Consider the following 15,714-nt stretch of genomic DNA (forward strand, 5'->3'; position numbering starts at 1 on the left):
GATAGATGGGCTCGACATGATCATCGAGTTTCGTTGTGAAATTGAGCATGCGCGGCGGTGGATGGACCGCGAGACTCTGTCGATCGACGGGCGCGACGTTCCCGTTCAAATCGCCTGGACGGCAACCGCGGAGCCGCGGCCCGCAGGTCTCGACATGCTGTTCGAGCTCGAACGCATTGTGCTGCACAAGGGCAAACACAGCGGCGCCTCCAGGCTGAAGGTCGCTGCACAACGGACGCAGGCGCCCGGCGCTACGGCCGACGTGATCGTCGACTTCACCAGCGCTGCGCGGGATCCCGACAGCGCTGCCCGATTGTATCTCCGCCCGCGGTTCAATGGAGCCGCAGGCGAGAACGCCGCGCTCGCCGCCATTCTCGCCGGCGACCTGCCCGTCATCGAGATCGTCAACGAGGTCGATGGAGCGGTTCTCGATCGCGGTCACCCGTCCGGAGAGATTGCGGCCGGTCTCAGCGGCGCGCTCGAAACGGTCATGGCGCGGACCATGACCATGGTGACGGCGATCCTGTCGGGACGGCCGCGGATCGTGCCGCAGCTTGCGCATCCCGCCACGACGACAAGTCAGCGCGGACCCGCCAGCTACGTCGCGCGCGGCCTCGCGGTGTCGATCGCCAAGGAGATCTATCGCCTCTGCTGCTACGCCCCGCACTGGCACGTCGGGTGGCGCTTCAACGACAATGCCGGCGTCTGGCAGACGGGAGATCTGTCCGGGCCGGGCTGGAACGTGCTCGGCGATCCCGGAAACCATTTCTACGCCGACCCCTTCCCCGTCACCTGGCGCGGACGGACATTCGTCTTCTTCGAGGATCTCGATCACCGCGTCGGCAAGGGTATCATCTCGGCCGTCGAGTTCGGCGACACCGGGCCGATCGGCGAGGTCGTGCCGGTGCTCGAAGAGCCCTGGCATCTTTCCTATCCCTTCCTGATCGAGGACGATGGCGAGTTGTGGATGATCCCGGAGAGCTCGCTCAATGGCGACGTCGCGCTCTATAAATGCGTCCGGTTTCCGGACAAGTGGGAACGGCACGCGACGCTGCTGTCAGGCCTCGAGCTCGCCGATGCGACGATCACGCGGCACAACGGTCTCTCCTATCTGTTCGGCGCCTGGCGCGACGGCACCGGCGGCTATTCGGATTCGCTTGCAATCTATTACGCCGAGCATCTGCTCGGCCCCTGGCTGCCGCATGTCAGCAACCCCGTTATGATCGATCGCGCCAGTGCGCGACCGGCGGGGAACTTCGTCACCATCGATGGCAAATTGTGGCGCCCGGTGCAGGACTGCACCGAAGGCTACGGCGCAGGGCTCGCCCTGGCCGAGGTTATCGAATTGTCGCCGACGACGTTCAGGCAGGTCGTCCGCCACTCCCTCAAGCCCGGACCGTTATGGCCCGGCCGGAAGCTACACACGCTGAACCGCTGCGGCCGGCTCGAGGTGATCGACGGATCGCGGGTTCAGCCCAAGACGCGTGCCTTCGCGCGGCGATTGCCATCGGCTGTCTTGCCGCCGCGAACAAGCCCATCGACCGCCTGCTGAGCAGAGTCCCGTCACGGGCGCATTGCTCGCCTGAGCGCGAGCGATGTTCAATTCGCGCGGGATTCGTGGCAGACAGGAGCGAGCGACGCCGGTCACAGCCACGACGGGCCGCCCGGAGATTCCATGGTCAACACCACCAGCTCGACGCAACGGCCCTTCGATCCCCGCAGCAAATGGTCCGAGCTGTCGCCGGCGGAACGCAGCGCCGCCTATGACAACAACGCCGCGGTCAAGAACAGCCCTGCCCTGATCGCCGAGCGCAATGAAGCTTCGGCCCGGCTGCGCGGTACGCTGAAGTCGCACCTCGATTTGCCTTACGGCGAGCGGGCGAACAACAAGATCGATCTCTACCCGGCTGCAAAGCCCGATGCGCCCTGCCTGGTGTTCGTGCATGGCGGCTATTGGCAGCGCAATTCGCGCGAGCTGTTCGCCATGCTGGTCGAAGGCGTCGCCGCACATGGCTGGTCGGTTGCGATTCCCGGCTATTCGCTGGCGCCCGAGGTGTCCCTGGCCGACATCGTCGCCGAGATCCCGCGCGCGCTCGACTGGCTCGCCGCGCACGGCGCGTCCTACGGCGTTGCCGGGCCGGTCATCCTGTCGGGCTGGTCCGCTGGTGCCCATCTCGTCGCGATGGCGCTGAACCATCCGCGCGTTCATGCCGGGCTCGCGCTCTCGGGCGTCTACGATCTCGCGCCGATCCGCGATACCGGGCTCAACACCGCGCTCAAGCTGACGGATGAGGAGATCGCGACGCTGTCGCCGCTTCGCCTGCCGGTGACGCCAAAGCGGCTCGACATCGCCTATGGCAGCAGCGAGCTGCCGGCGCTGGTGTGCGATTCAATCGACTTCCACGAGAAGCGCACGGCGGCGGGAGCACCGGGCCAGCTCATTGCGGTCGAAGGCGCCGATCATTTCACCATTCTCGAGGCGCTACGTCGGCCGGACGGCATTCTAGTGGAGGCCGCGCGCCGGCTGCTGGATTAAAAAAAATCGAAAACAACCCCATGCACAGTAGAACGCCCTTGTTTTCAAAGGTGAATTCACGCCGCTCGTGGCTTTGACCCGTCGGGCAACAGGGGCATGATGCCATCATCGCCCCGCTTGCTGCTGCCGCGCCTCGATCCAGATCCGCCCGCCCGTGATCCGCACCGGATGGAGCCGCAATGGTGGGCTCGGCCAACCCGCAGTGATCGCTCCGTCACGCAAATCGAATGATGCCGCATGACGCGGGCAATGGAGCCGCCCCGCCGTCACCTGCCCCAGAGCAAGATCCGCCTGCTCGTGCGGGCACGCACGTTCGCACGCGACGACATCGCCCTCGTTCCAGATCACGAGCAGGTCGCGCCCGGCGACGCGGACGATCGCCTCGAGCTTCAGCCGGTCGAGATCGCAGACAGCAATCCACCCGACCTCATCATCCACCGAGATAGGCCTTCCGCACATGCTCGTTCTCGATCAGCTCGGTGCCGGCGCCCGACAGCACGATACGGCCGTTCTCGAGCAGATAGGCGTGGTCGCACATCTCGAGCGCGGCGAAGGCGTTCTGCTCGACCAGCAGCACCGTGGTGCCGGCATCGCGGATGCCGCGGATGATCGCAAAGGTGCGCTCGACGATGTTGGGGGCGAGCCCGAGCGAGGGCTCGTCGAACATGATCAGCCGCGGCCGCGACATCAGCGCGCGCCCAATCGCGAGCATCTGCTGCTCGCCGCCGGACAGCGTGCCCGCGGCCTGGCGGCGCCGCTCGGCAAGCCGCGGAAATTCCGTGTAGATGCGGTCGCGGTCGGCTGCGATCTCGCCCGAGCCACGACGGAGATAAGCCCCCATGTCGAGATTTTCCTCGACGCTCATGTGCGGAAACACGCGCCGCCCTTCCGGACAATGCGCGATCCCGCTCGCCAGCACGCGCGGGGGCCTTGCCCCGGTGATGTCGATGCCCTCGAACCGCATCTGGCCGGAGCGTGGCGGCACCAAGCCGGAAATCGCGCGCAGCGTCGTGCTCTTGCCGGCGCCGTTGGCGCCGATCAGCGCGACGAGCTGCCCGGCCTTCACGTCGAGCGAAATGCCGCGCAGCGCGGTGACGCCGCCATAGCCGCACACCATGTCGCGGATCTCAAGCACGTCCCGCTCCATGTCCGAGATAGGCTTCGATGACGGCCGGATCGTTGCGGATCATTTCGGGCGTCCCTTCTGCGATGATACGGCCATAGTTGAGCACCACGATGCGGTCCGAGACCGTCATCACCATCGGCATGTCGTGCTCGACCAGGAGGATGGTGATGCCGCGGTCGCGAATGCTGCGGATCAATTCGACGAAGCGATGGGTTTCCGAGGCATTCATGCCCGAGACGGGCTCGTCGAGCAGCAGCATCGACGGCTCGGCCGCCAGCGCCAGCGCCACGCCGACCAGGCGCTGCTCGCCGTAGGAGAGCGAGCCGGCCGCATCGTGGGCGCGGCGTTCGAGCCCGACCCATTCGAGCAGCTCGCCTGCCCGCTGCCGCAGCCGGCGCTCCGAGGCGCGCGCGCCCGGAAGACCGAGGATGGCGTCGAGCAGCCGGACCCGGCCCTGACGGTGCAGCCCGATCAAGAGGTTGTCGTAGACGGTGTCGTTGGGAAACACGGAGGTGCGCTGGAATGTGCGGATCAGGCCGAGATCAGCGATCGCATGCGGCTTCAATCCCGTGAGCGTCGTGCCCTGATAGGTGACGCGACCCGCGCTCGGCGTCAGGAAGCCGGTCATGACGTTGAAGGCGGTGGTCTTGCCGGCGCCGTTCGGACCGATCAGGCTGACGATCTCGCCCTCGCCGACCGTAAAGCTCATGTCGGAGATCGCGACCAGCCCGCCGAAGCGGACAGCGACCTGATCGACCGTCATGGCAATGCTGCGCGCCGTAATCACGCCGGCTCCTTGGCGCCGGTTTCAGTGAGTGCGACTGGCGCCATCGCCGTCGTCCCGCTCCGGCGCCTCGTCAATCGCTGCGCAAGCGAGGGCACGATGCCGCGCGGCAGCACGAACAGGATCGCGATCAGAACGCCGCCATAGGCGATCCACTGCGCCTCCGGCGCCATCACCGGACGCAGCGCCACCGGCAGCAGGCCGAAGATCAGGCCGCCGACCACGGGCCCAGCCAGAGATCCCTTACCGCCGCTGATCACCATGATCACCATGGTGACAGTGTTGATGAAGGCGAACACTTCGGGATCGATGATCCGGATGTAGTGCGCATAGAGGCTGCCGGCCGCCCCCGCGATCGCGGCCGAGATCACGGCCGCAATCGTCAGAGTCCTGGTCACGTCGATGCCGACGGAGACGGCCAGCGTTTCATTTTCCATCAACCCGCGCATCGCGCGACCGAAATGGGAGTGAACGAGGCGCGCGATCAGGAGATAGGCGATGAGCGCGACGACCAGGACGAGGTAGTAGTTCTGCATCTTGGTGCGCAGCGTCAGCTCACCGGAGCCGGGCAAGGGCAGCGCGATGGAAGGAATGTTGGTCAGGGCCAGCGGGCCCTGCGTCAGCTCGACCCAGTTCAGCGCGACCAGCCGGACCACCTCGGCAAAGGAGATCGTCACGATGACGAAATAAGCGCCGCGGACGCGGAACGAGAGAAGACCCACGAAATAGCCGCACAACCCGGCGATCAGGATCGCGAGCACGAAGCCGGCGATCGGCGGCCAGGGCGCGTGAACCAGGCGGACGTCACCGGGCAGGCCGACGTCGAAGCCGAGCGATGTCAGTGCGCTGACATACGCGCCGATGCCGAAGAAGGCGATGTGGCCGAGGCTGAGCTGACCGGTGAAGCCGAGCAGCAGATTGAGGCTCATCGCGCCGATGACGAAGATCCCGGTGGTGATCAGCGCGTTGAGGAGATAGGGATCGCGCAGCCAGAGCGGCACCGAGGCGAGCGCTGCGACGGCGAGGATGGTGACGGCTATCCTCATCCGACGCGCTCCGCGCGCGCGAACAGGCCGGTTGGCCGGAAGATCAGGACCGCGATGATGATCAGAAAGCCCATGGCGTCGCGGTAGCCCGAGGAGACGTAGCCGGCGCCGAGTTCCTCGGCGAGCGCCAGGATGAAGCCGCCGATCACAGCGCCTGTGATGTTGCCGAGACCACCGAGGATGACGATGGCGAAGGCCTTCACCGCGGCGAGATCACCCATCTGCGGGAAGATGACGTAGACCGGGCCGAGCAGCGCGCCGGCGGCGGCGGCCAGGCTGGAGCCGACCGCGAAGGTCGAGGTGTAGATCATGTCGACATTGACGCCCATCAGCGAGGCCGTGTCGTGGTCCTGGAACGTCGCTCGCATCGCACGGCCGAGGCTGGTCTTGTTGATCAGGAGATACGTCACCAGGATCAACATTGCCGCCGCAGCGAGCACGAACAGGCGCAGCCAGGACACCGACACCGGCCCGAGCACCAGCGGCGCATCCGGAAACGGCGTTGCCACCGATTTGGCGACCCCGCCCCAGATCCACAGCGTTCCGGATTGCATCGCGATCCAGGCGCCGATCATGACCAGCATCGTGGTGTCGATGTCGGAGCCGCGCAGCGGCCGCAGCAAGGTCAGCTCGATGGCCGCGCCGAGCAGCCATCCGGCCAGCACGGCCACCGGCAGCGCGAGAAAGAAGTTCAGCCCGAGCTGCTGCACCACGATGAACATGATGTAGGCGCCGAACGTGTAGAGCACGCCGTGCGTGAAGTTCACGACGTTCATGATGCCGAAGATCAAGGTCAGCCCGATGCCCAGCAGCGCATAGGTGCCGCCGAGCACGAGCATGTTGATCAGATGCTGGAGGAATTCGCTCAAGGCCGTTCCCGATTAAGCCGCACTTGGCGAGAGCGGTGATGTACCGCCCTCGCCCCCGGTGATTTAGAGCGTCTTCATCTCGACCTTGCCGTCGTTGATCTCGATGAGATAGACGTTCGGCTGGCTCTGCCCGCTCTCCTTGCCCTCGGGGCCGGACTTGCGGAACACGATGTCGCCGTTCAGTCCCTTGATGTTGATGTTCCAGAGCGCCGCCTTGATCGCGGCAGGCTCGGCCTTGCCGGCCTTCTCGATCGCGGCCGCCGCGGTGCGGATGCCGTCATAACCACGAAAACTCTCGGTGCAGCCGGCGAACTCGAAGCCGCGCTTCTTCCATTCCGTGATGAAATAGTTGGTCGCTTCCGGGTTCGGCGTCTTGTCCGGGAACCAGGGCAGGAAGGTCGTCAGATGCATGGTGCCGTTGGCAGCAGCTCCCGCCTGCGCGATGATCTGATCCGGGTTCTGCGAGCCGCCGGTGGTGATGATGCGCTTCTTCAGGCCCAGCGCGGCGGCCTGCTTGAAGATCAGCGTGAGCTGGTCCACCGCGGTCGTGACGATCACCGTCTCGGAATCCGAGCTCTTGATCTTGGAGAGCTGCGCGCTCATGTCCTGCGCGCCCTGGTCCATGGTCTCGACCAGGCCGATGGTGATGCCCTTGTCCTTCATCATCTTGCTGAAATCCTCGGCGGTGCCGCGGCCCCAGTCGTTGTTGATGACGAGGAAATCCACCTTCTTCAGCGCGAGCTTGTCGACGATGCCCTTGAAGGCCGCGGCCTCGACCGCCGAGGGCGGCGAGATGCGGAAGATGAAGGGATTTCCCGTCGTCGTGATCTTGCCGGAGGACGAGGTCTCCACCACCATCGGTGTTTCATATTCCATCAGCTTCGGCATCACCGCGAGCGTCAGGCTCGAGCCCCAGGCGCCCATCAGCACCGGCACCTTGTCGCTGGTGATCAGCTTCTCCGCGACGGCGGCGGCTTCCGTCGGGTTGCTCTTGTTGTCCTCGATGACGAGCTCGATCTTCTGGCCGAGGATACCGCCCTTGGCGTTGATCTCATCGGCGGCGATCCTGGCGCCGTTGACGACGTAGGTGCCGGAGGCCGCGAAGGCGCCGGTGAGCGGCTCGTTGACGCCGATCTTGATGGTCTGCGCCCCCGCCGTGCCGCCGAACAAGGCCGTGGCCAGCGCGATTGTCCCAACCAATCCGAGTGTTCGTGTCATGTTGTCTCTCCAAATCCCACGCTGTTGATGTCTAGGCAGTCCAGGCTTCGTCACGTCCCGATGTACGAGCACATCAATCACCCCGCCCCGCTCCGGCGGCCGAGAATGCGGGCGATCCGTGCGCGCAGAACGTCCGTTAGGATCGACCAGAAACTGAGCTCCGCCGGCGTCCCCGCCCCTGACGGCACGCCGGACATGTGGCGATCGAGATTGGCGGCGAACTCCGCAACGAGGCGCCTAGCGAGATCGCGCACCAGGCCGGGACGACCGACCTGGGCCAGCATTCCCGTGAGCGTGTAGCCGATCGACAGCTCGACCGCGGTCGCAGCGCCGCCTTCGAGCGGCAGCAGGCGATAGCGGATCTCACCTTGCGTCGCCGAATGGCTGCGCTGGTCGGCGCCGATGCCGACGATGCGCCCCGACAGCGTCGCGGGATCGCGCTCGACGCGGGCGGCGCCTTCGAAGGCCGCGGCGATCGGCCCGAGCCTGACGCGGATCAAACCTTCCATGCGCTCCGGCCTTGGCGGCGATTTCAGCGATACGCCGGGCAGGCAGGCCGCGATGGCCCCAATGTCGTCGAACATCGCGAACACCTTTGCCGGCGGATGCGGCAGCGCGAAGCGCTGATCGAGAACGGTCGCCGGCGTGAAGTCTGGGATGCTGTCCGGCGTGGCAGTCTCCGATGCCGGAGCCAACGCTTGCTGCGCAGGCCGCGGTTCGCTTCGGCCGGATGCAGCTCGGCCCGATCCTGCGGGGCCGAGACTGCTTCGGCCGCCGTCGGCCAGCGGCGCGATATCGAGCGCGCGCCTCGCCTCGATCACGGACTGCACCGCACGCACGATTCCGACATAGCCGGTGCAGCGACAGAGATTGCCGCTGAGGCCGACGCGAATGCGGCGCTCGTCGGCGTCGGGCAGACGCAGGACGAGGTCGCGCGCCGAGACCAGCATGCCCGGCGTGCAATAGCCGCACTGAAGCGCATGCTCGCGGGTGAAGGCGACGCGCAGCTCGGTCGTGATCTCGTCCTCGTCGAGGCCCTCGATCGTTGTGACGTCGGCGCCCTCGCAGGCCGCGGCATAGGTGATGCAGGAGCGCGCCGGCACGCCGTCCAGCAGCACGGTGCAGGCGCCGCAGACGCCATGCTCGCAGCCGAGATGGGTGCCGGTGAGATCGAGCTTGTCGCGGACGAAATCGGCAAGGCTGGTGCGTGGCTCGGCCGAAACCTCCACGGCACGCCGATTGACCTGAAGCGCGATCGTAGTCATGCCGCGGCCTCCAGGACGGCGCGCTTCAACACGCTGACATGGATATGGCGCTGCGTGGCGTCGTCGATGCCGGCCTTGGCCAGAACAGCGTCGGCGACGCCTGCGTCGAAACGTTGCTTGTAGTCGGCGGCAATCCGTCCACCGAACAACGCGGCGGCATCGGTGACGACAATGGGCGTCGTATCGATCGCACCGATCACGACGCGCGCGGAACCGGCGGCGGGATCGACCAGCACCGCACCGATGGCGTGGGCGAACTCGCCGGTCTTGCGGCAGCTCTTGGCGTAACCCCAATGCGCCGACGCCGCGCGCGCCGGCACGTGGATCGCCTCGACGATCTCGCCGGCCTGCAGCGCGGACTCCAGCGCACCGACCATGAACGCCTCGACAGCCATCGATCGCGCACCGGCAAGGCTGCGCAGCGTCACGCGCCCGCCGAGCGCGGCGAGCGCCGAGATCCAGTCCGCGGCGGGATCGGCGTGGCTGAGCGAGCCGCCGATGGTGCCGCGGTTGCGCACCGCGCGATAGGCGATGTTGGCAGCGACAGCCCGCATGGCGCCGCGCGTCACGTCGGCGGTGCGGCCGTCCTCGATGTCGGCATGCGTAACGAGGGCGCCCAGCACGAGCTCGCCGCCGGACACCTCCGCGCGCTTGAGCTCGGCAAGGCCGGAGATATCGACGATCAGCTCCGGCTGCACCAGCCGCAGATTGAGCATCGGCCCGAGTGACTGCCCGCCGGCGATGATCTTTGCCGATTCATTGCTCGCGGCCAGCATCGACAGCGCGGCATTGAGATCGCGCGGGCGCTCATAAGCGAAGGGTGCCGGTTTCATGCCGCGCTCCTCTCAGTCGCGCGCGCGGCCAGCACCGCTGCAACGATCCGATGCGACGTGATCGGCGACTGCATCAGCTCGACGCCAAGCGGTCGCAGCGCGTCGTTGACGGCGTTGGCGATCGCAGCCGGCGGCGCGATTGCACCGCCCTCGCCGATGCCCTTCACGCCGAACTGCGTGTAGGGCGACGGCGTCTCCATGTGGTCGAGGCGCGCGGCCGGAACCTCCGTCGGTCCCGGCAGCAGATAGTCGGCAAGCGTCGTCGCCAACGGTTGGCCGGAGGCGTCGAACGGCATTTCCTCATAGAGCGCGGTGCCGATGCCCTGCGCGAGGCCGCCATAGATCTGGCCGTCGACGACGAGCGGATTGACCAGCACGCCGCCATCCTCGACGATCACGTAGTCGAGAATTTCCACCTCGCCGAGATCAGGATCGACCGCGACCACGGCCGCATGCGCGGCATAGCTGAAGGTGCCGCTGTCGCGTACCGGCTTGTAGCCTTGCGTCACCTCAAGCCCGCCGGGATCGACGTCAGCCGGCAGGTCCTGTGGGCGGCGATACCAGGTGTGGGCGATCGCCTTCAGGCTGACGCTGCCGTTGACGCCGCGCACCTCGCCGTTCTGCAACACGACGGAGGCCGGCTCATGCTGCAACAGTTTTGCGCCGATGCGCCGGGCGCGTTCGCCGAGCTCGCGGCAGGCGGTCGCCACCGCGCCGCCCGCCATCACCATCGAGCGCGAGCCCCAGGTGCCGGTCGAATAGGGCGTCATTGCAGTGTCGCCGAGGATGATGCGGATGTTCGCGACATCCACGCCGAGGATTTCGTGCGCGACCTGGGCGAGCGTCGTTTCCATCCCCTGCCCGTGCGAATGCACGCCGACGCGGAGTTCAAGGCCGCCGTCCGGCGTGAGCCGTGCCGATGCCTGCTCGTGGCCCGGCACCATCGGGATGCCCCAGCCGGAATAGACCGAGGTGCCGTGCGCGGCCTGCTCGCAATAGATGGAGACGCCGACGCCGATGCGGCGGTCGTCAGCCTCGCCCCGCCCTTGCCTGGCGCGGATGGCGTCGATGTCGACCGCGGTCAGCGCACGCCGCATCGCTTCCGGGTAATCGCCGCTGTCGAAATGCTTCTTGGTGATGTTGTCGAACGGCATCTGTTCGGGGCGCACCAGATTGCGCAGCCGCACCTCGCCCGGCTCGAGCCCGGCTTCGGCCGCGACGAGGTCCAGCATCAATTCCAGCGCAAAGCAAACGCCGGTGCGCGCGACGCCGCGATAGGGCAGGATCGGACATTTGTTGGTGGCGACCGAGAAGGTGCGGCAGCGATAGGCCGGCATCTTGTAGGGGCCGGGCAGGATGCTCGCGACCTGCGCGGCCTCTAGGCAGGCCGAGAACGGATAGGAGGAGTAGGCACCGGAATCCACCGTCGCTTCGCAGTCGATGCCGCGTAAGCTGCCGTCGCTGTCGGCATAGACCGTGATCCTGTAATGGTGCTCGCGGCAATTGGAGCTGGCGACGAGATGCTCGCGGCGATCTTCCAGCCAGCGCACCGGATAGCCGCAGCGCATCGTCAGCCAGGACAGGCAGACCTCTTCCGGCAGCAGAATGCCCTTGTGGCCAAAGCCGCCGCCGACATCGGGCGAGATGACGCGGATCTGCCCCTCCTCCATGCCGAGGCACTCGGCAAGGCCGCTGCGGGTGATATGCGGCATCTGCGCCGCCGAATGCAGCGTGAGCTGGTCGAGCCGGGAATCGAAGGTCGCGACCACGCCGCGGCCTTCCAGCGGCGACATACATTGCCGCGCGGTCGAGATCTCGCGGGTCACCTTGATCGGTGCGTCGAGCGCGGCGGAGATGTCGACCTCGTAATTGGTTTCGAGGAAGACGTTGTCGCCCCAATGCTCGTGCACCAGCGTCGAGCCGGGCTCACGCGCCTTCAGCATGTCGGTGATCGCCGGCAATTCCTCCAGATCGAGCATCACGGAGGCCGCAATGTCCTCGGCCTCGGCCCGCGTCGGCGCAAGGCACATCGCGACGAGCTCGCCGACCTGGCGCACCTTGCCCGTCGCCAGCACTGGCTGCTCGGAAATCTTGAAGCCGGGAAGCCCCGACACCGCGCGGATCGGCTTGATGCCGACGAGATCGGTTGCCGTGAACACGCTGCCGCGATAACGCTCGGGCACATGGATGCCGCGGATGCGCGCATGCGCCAGCGGGCTGCGCACGAAGGCAACGTCCTGAAGGCCGGCGAGCCTGACGTCGCCGACATACCGGCCGCGGCCGCGCATCAGGCGGTCGTCCTCTTTCCGCGGCAGCCGTGCGCCCACGCCCTGCCCGGATTTGCCCGAAGGAAATTCCCGCTCGTTGCGCAACTCCGCGCCCTCCCTCACCGCCGGGCCTTACGCCGCGACGGCTTGCGGCAGGATCGGCGCGACCGCGTCGAAGCGCGTGCCGGCGCGCAGGCAAAAGGCCGGCTGCAGCAGGCGATCGGCGATCACCTCGTTCTTCTCGTTGTCCTTCAGGACGAAGCGGCCGCTCTTCTCGGAGAGCACGGAGACGTCGGCGTCCATGCCGACCTTGAGCGCGCCGATCTCGCCGCTGCGGCCGAGCATTTTTGCGGGATTGGAGGTGACCATCGGCACCACCTGCTCCAGCGACAGGCCGAGCGCCATCATCGAGCTCATGGCTTGAACGAGGCTGAACTTGGCCTGACCGGCGAACGGATGGTTCTCCTCGTCCTCGTGCTGATCGGGCGTTCCCGCCGGCGCCGGCACATGGGTGTTGTAGCCGTGAATGTCGGCGCCCAGCGTGGTCGGAATGATGCCGGCGGCGATCGCCTTCTTGGCGAGCCGATAGGAGAAATGGCTGCCGTGGCCGACGTCGACCTTGAGGCCGCGGTCGAGCGCGGCCTGGATCACCGGATGCACTTCGCCCTCGCGGTTGACGAAACCGCCGGGATGGCGCGTGAAGGGATGGGCGAGAATGTCGCCTTCGCGGAGCAGCGGGATCACACGGGTGAGGATGGTGTCGGCATCCTCACCATTGGCGCCACTCTCGGGCAGGCCCCAGAGCTGGCCGAAATGCACATAGACCGGCAGGTCGGCGCGCTTGCCGATCTCCGCGGCCATCTCGATGACACGGATGCCCCAGCGCGCGAAGCCGCCGATCTCGGCATGCGCCTTGATGCCGCGCACGAGATCGAGATTGGCAGTGGCGGCCTTGACGGTCGCGTCGATGTCGACACCGTCGGGACTGTAGAGCTTCGGGTAAAAATGTCCTTCGAGTCCGCCGACGAGATAGGCGGAGAGAAAGGCGTAGACACGCGAGGCCGCTTGCTCCGCGATGAAATGGCGAAAGCCGGGCAGCGTCATGCAGGACGGGCCGCCCTGGTCGACCAGCGTCGTCACGCCCGACTGCACGCCGACCATGTCCGGATTCATGCCGAAGCGTCCCGAGACATATTGATAGACATGCGCATGGGTATCGATCAGCCCGGGCAGCACCAGCTTGCCGCTGACGTCCGCGACCTCCTTCGCGCTGGTCGGCAGGATATCCGCCGCGACGGCCGCGATCTTGCCGCCCCGGATGGCAACGTCCCTGATGCCGTCCACGCCCGAGGCGGGGCAGATCACGCGACCACCTCGCAGCAGAAGGTCGAAGCTGGCAGTGACGGACATGGCGCTCTCCTTGGTCCCGCGCAGGCGGTTGCCCCGCCCGGATTACGAAGCATACTTCGCATTTGAATACGAAGTATGCTTCGTATTTTGACAGAAGCAAGCATCATGCCATGATCAGGCGGTGGCAGCCGCGCTCGAATCGAGCTAAGCGCGACGGAGTTTCGGGTTGGGAGAGCGTGCATTGCGGCAAGCCAGGAAAAGTCGCAGCGGGGGCAAGCACCGCCCCTGGCCATTGTCGCAACGCCCCGGCTATCTGATCCGGCGGCTGCACCAGATTCACGTCGCGCTGTTTCAGGACGCCTGCGGCGAATTCGAGGTCACGCCGCTGCAATACAGCCTGCTCTCGGCGCTGGCCGTGCGCGAAACCGCCGATCAGACCACTTTGGCGGCCGATATCGCCCTCGATCGCACCACGACGACCGGTGCGCTGAAGCGGCTCGCCGCACGGAACCTGGTCGAGCGCGCCGTGAACAAGGACGACCGCCGCGCGCGCCTGTGCCGATTGACGCCGGCCGGCGCCGCGCTGCTGGTCAAGATCGAGGGCGCGGCGCGGCGGGCGCATCGCGCGACGCTCGGCGATCTGACCGAGCGGGAACAGGCGCTCTTCATCGAGATGATGCAGCGCATCGTGGCCGGCAACCCAAGTCGCGACAGTTCCGCTGCCCTATTCGACTAGGCGCAATTGCTGCGCTTTTGAGTTGGGCTGCTCAATTTATCATCGCACCGCCGCCTGGCCGTGCAACATCCACCGCTTCTCGCCGGCGCTTCGGAGGCGCCACGGCGAGCCGGCGCGTGAGCATCGGCCGCGCTTGAAAACGCAGTAGCATCCAGCGCGAGCCACGCTGCATCCGCCATCGGCGCACGCCCTGCCCGGCGCGTCGCAACCAATGGCACGATTTATGCTGCGATGATGCGAAGCGTGCTTCGTATTGGGGGATGTCATGACGGATTCCGAACTTCGCGCTGATCTTCACAGCATCGAGCCAATTCCCGATGCGGACCGGGACTCGACCGGGCCGCAGCAGATGTGGATCTGGGCCGGCGCCAACATCGCGCCGGTCAACTGGGCGCTCGGCGCGCTCGGCATCATCCTCAAGCTCGGGCTGATGGAGACGATCGCGGTCATCGTGCTCGGCAACATCGTAGGATGCGCGATCTTCGCGACCTTCACGGTGATGGGACACAAGACCGGCGTGAACCAGATGGTGCTGAGCCGGTCCGCCTTCGGCGTCCGCGGCGCCTACCTGCCCAGCATCCTGATGTTCCTGATGACGCTGGGCTGGATCGGCGTGAACACCTATTTCCCGGTGAAGGTCTCGATGGGCATCCTCGGCCAGTTCGGCGTGCCCGACACCTGGCTGATCGAAATCATCGTCATCACGCTGGTGATGGCGGTGCAGGTGCTGATCGGAATCTATGGCTTCTACGCGATCCGCACCTTCGAGAAGTACACGGTGCCGCCGACCATCGCCATCATGGTGCTGATGAGCGTATTGGCCTGGACGCGGCCCGGCGTCGTCAACTGGAGCCTGACGACTTCGCTGCCGCCCGGCGCGCATCTGGCGATGCTGACGCTGCTGATGACCGCGATCGGCGTCGGCTGGGGCATTTCCTGGGTCACGTGGGCCTCCGACTATTCGCGCTTCGTGCCGCGAAGCGTGCCGTCGAAGTCCGTGTTCTGGTACAGCTATGTCGGCATGTTCGTGCCGACGGTCTGGCTCGGCATCCTCGGCGCGACCATCGCCTCCACGACGCTGGACACCGATCCCGCCAAGATGGTCAGCGCGGTGTTCGGTGGCCCCGTCAGCATCCTCGTCTTGCTGATGGTGCTGCACGGCCCGATCGCCACCAACATCCTGAACGTCTACTCGGCGACATTGGCGGCGCTGAGTGCGGGGCTGAAGCTCTCGCGCTTCTGGCTCACCGTCATCGTCGGTGTCGCCGGCTATCTGGTCACGCTCTACTTCATCTTCGCGCCGTCCTTCGCCAAGGCGTTCGATAACTGGATGATCGGCCTGCTGTTGTGGATGAGCCCGTGGGCCGGCGTCGTGCTCGCGGACTTCTTCATCAAGCGCAAGGGCGAGATCGACGTTGCCGAGCTCTATCGCTCGCCCGAGACTAGCGCCTATGGCGACATCAACTGGGCCGGCATGATCGCGTTCTTCGCCGGCCTCGTCGCCGGATGGCTGGTGGAGGACGGTCTCGTCGGCGCGCTGCAGGGGCCGATCTCGATCAACTTCCTGGGCGGTGCCGATCTGAGCTGGCTGTTCGGGATTGGCGTGGCGGGCCTCGTCTATCTCGGGCTCGGCAAGTTCGCGACCTCGCCCTCCTCGATCGTTGCGAGCAGCGCAGGCAGGTAG

General features: G+C 66.3%; 14 protein-coding genes. 4 read left to right on the top strand and 10 right to left on the bottom strand.

Translation table 11 applies throughout. The features are described 5' to 3' along the window. Positions 1 to 16 precede the first annotated feature (16 nt). Together QA649_RS30085 and QA649_RS30090 are read left to right on the top strand one after the other, a co-directional pair. Complete coding sequence (locus QA649_RS30085; RefSeq protein ID WP_283020369.1) at positions 17 to 1,552, top strand: hypothetical protein; 1,536 nt, start codon at positions 17 to 19, stop codon at positions 1,550 to 1,552. Between the two features lie 123 nt (positions 1,553 to 1,675). Beyond that, complete coding sequence (locus QA649_RS30090; protein ID WP_283020370.1) at positions 1,676 to 2,536, top strand: alpha/beta hydrolase; 861 nt, start codon at positions 1,676 to 1,678, stop codon at positions 2,534 to 2,536. A 105-nt stretch (positions 2,537 to 2,641) separates the two neighbouring features. On the opposite strand, the gene QA649_RS30095 is transcribed toward QA649_RS30090, so the two are convergent. From QA649_RS30095 to QA649_RS30140, 10 genes are all read right to left on the bottom strand, one after another. Beyond that, positions 2,642 to 2,995 carry a Rieske 2Fe-2S domain-containing protein gene (locus QA649_RS30095; protein WP_283020371.1) on the bottom strand — a complete coding sequence of 118 codons (354 nt, stop codon included), beginning with the start codon at positions 2,993 to 2,995 and terminating at the stop codon, positions 2,642 to 2,644. Next, positions 2,967 to 3,671 carry an ABC transporter ATP-binding protein gene (locus tag QA649_RS30100; protein WP_283020372.1) on the bottom strand — a complete coding sequence of 235 codons (705 nt, stop codon included), beginning with the start codon at positions 3,669 to 3,671 and terminating at the stop codon, positions 2,967 to 2,969. The genes QA649_RS30095 and QA649_RS30100 overlap by 29 nt, the downstream gene beginning before the upstream one ends. Further along, positions 3,664 to 4,425: an ABC transporter ATP-binding protein gene (locus tag QA649_RS30105; protein ID WP_283026136.1), complete on the bottom strand. Its 762-nt coding sequence runs from the start codon at positions 4,423 to 4,425 to the stop codon at positions 3,664 to 3,666. The genes QA649_RS30100 and QA649_RS30105 overlap by 8 nt, the downstream gene beginning before the upstream one ends. A 20-nt stretch (positions 4,426 to 4,445) precedes the next feature. Further along, entirely contained in the window at positions 4,446 to 5,492 is a 1,047-nt protein-coding gene (locus QA649_RS30110; RefSeq protein WP_283020373.1) for a branched-chain amino acid ABC transporter permease, read from the bottom strand. Further along, the gene (locus tag QA649_RS30115; protein ID WP_283020374.1) at positions 5,489 to 6,361 is read right to left on the bottom strand and encodes a branched-chain amino acid ABC transporter permease; all 873 of its coding nucleotides are present in this window, start codon (positions 6,359 to 6,361) and stop codon (positions 5,489 to 5,491) included. The genes QA649_RS30110 and QA649_RS30115 overlap by 4 nt, the downstream gene beginning before the upstream one ends. Positions 6,362 to 6,424: 63 nt before the next feature. Continuing rightward, positions 6,425 to 7,579, bottom strand: coding sequence for an ABC transporter substrate-binding protein (locus QA649_RS30120; RefSeq protein ID WP_283020375.1), 1,155 nt, complete (start codon positions 7,577 to 7,579; stop codon positions 6,425 to 6,427). A gap of 77 nt (positions 7,580 to 7,656) precedes the next feature. Continuing rightward, positions 7,657 to 8,844 carry a 2Fe-2S iron-sulfur cluster-binding protein gene (locus QA649_RS30125; RefSeq protein WP_283020376.1) on the bottom strand — a complete coding sequence of 396 codons (1,188 nt, stop codon included), beginning with the start codon at positions 8,842 to 8,844 and terminating at the stop codon, positions 7,657 to 7,659. Then, entirely contained in the window at positions 8,841 to 9,677 is an 837-nt protein-coding gene (locus QA649_RS30130; RefSeq protein ID WP_283020377.1) for an FAD binding domain-containing protein, read from the bottom strand. The genes QA649_RS30125 and QA649_RS30130 overlap by 4 nt, the downstream gene beginning before the upstream one ends. Further along, positions 9,674 to 12,067, bottom strand: a complete 2,394-nt coding sequence (locus QA649_RS30135; protein WP_283020378.1) for a xanthine dehydrogenase family protein molybdopterin-binding subunit — start codon at positions 12,065 to 12,067, stop codon at positions 9,674 to 9,676. Before QA649_RS30135 ends, QA649_RS30130 begins: the two co-directional genes overlap by 4 nt. 9 nt (positions 12,068 to 12,076) lie before the next feature. Then, the gene (locus QA649_RS30140) at positions 12,077 to 13,354 is read right to left on the bottom strand and encodes an amidohydrolase/deacetylase family metallohydrolase (RefSeq protein WP_283020379.1); all 1,278 of its coding nucleotides are present in this window, start codon (positions 13,352 to 13,354) and stop codon (positions 12,077 to 12,079) included. Positions 13,355 to 13,535: 181 nt separating this feature from the next. On the opposite strand from QA649_RS30140, the gene QA649_RS30145 reads away from it, so the two are divergent. Together QA649_RS30145 and QA649_RS30150 are read left to right on the top strand one after the other, a co-directional pair. Further along, on the top strand, positions 13,536 to 14,030 hold the full coding sequence (locus tag QA649_RS30145; protein ID WP_283020380.1) for a MarR family transcriptional regulator: 495 nt from the start codon (positions 13,536 to 13,538) through the stop codon (positions 14,028 to 14,030). Positions 14,031 to 14,295: 265 nt separating this feature from the next. Beyond that, complete coding sequence (locus tag QA649_RS30150; protein WP_283020381.1) at positions 14,296 to 15,714, top strand: cytosine permease; 1,419 nt, start codon at positions 14,296 to 14,298, stop codon at positions 15,712 to 15,714.

This window comes from Bradyrhizobium sp. CB1717 (assembly GCF_029714325.1).
Classification (GTDB): domain Bacteria; phylum Pseudomonadota; class Alphaproteobacteria; order Rhizobiales; family Xanthobacteraceae; genus Bradyrhizobium.

Coding starts and splice junctions, on each gene's coding strand:
- QA649_RS30110 (WP_283020373.1), bottom strand. CDS start 5,492: ATGAGGATAGCCGTCACCATCCTCGCCGTCGCAGCGCTCGCCTCGGTG.
- QA649_RS30120 (WP_283020375.1), bottom strand. CDS start 7,579: ATGACACGAACACTCGGATTGGTTGGGACAATCGCGCTGGCCACGGCC.
- QA649_RS30095 (WP_283020371.1), bottom strand. CDS start 2,995: ATGTGCGGAAGGCCTATCTCGGTGGATGATGAGGTCGGGTGGATTGCT.
- QA649_RS30105 (WP_283026136.1), bottom strand. CDS start 4,425: ATGACGGTCGATCAGGTCGCTGTCCGCTTCGGCGGGCTGGTCGCGATC.
- QA649_RS30130 (WP_283020377.1), bottom strand. CDS start 9,677: ATGAAACCGGCACCCTTCGCTTATGAGCGCCCGCGCGATCTCAATGCC.
- QA649_RS30085 (WP_283020369.1), top strand. CDS start 17: ATGATCATCGAGTTTCGTTGTGAAATTGAGCATGCGCGGCGGTGGATG.
- QA649_RS30140 (WP_283020379.1), bottom strand. CDS start 13,354: ATGTCCGTCACTGCCAGCTTCGACCTTCTGCTGCGAGGTGGTCGCGTG.
- QA649_RS30090 (WP_283020370.1), top strand. CDS start 1,676: ATGGTCAACACCACCAGCTCGACGCAACGGCCCTTCGATCCCCGCAGC.
- QA649_RS30125 (WP_283020376.1), bottom strand. CDS start 8,844: ATGACTACGATCGCGCTTCAGGTCAATCGGCGTGCCGTGGAGGTTTCG.
- QA649_RS30150 (WP_283020381.1), top strand. CDS start 14,296: ATGACGGATTCCGAACTTCGCGCTGATCTTCACAGCATCGAGCCAATT.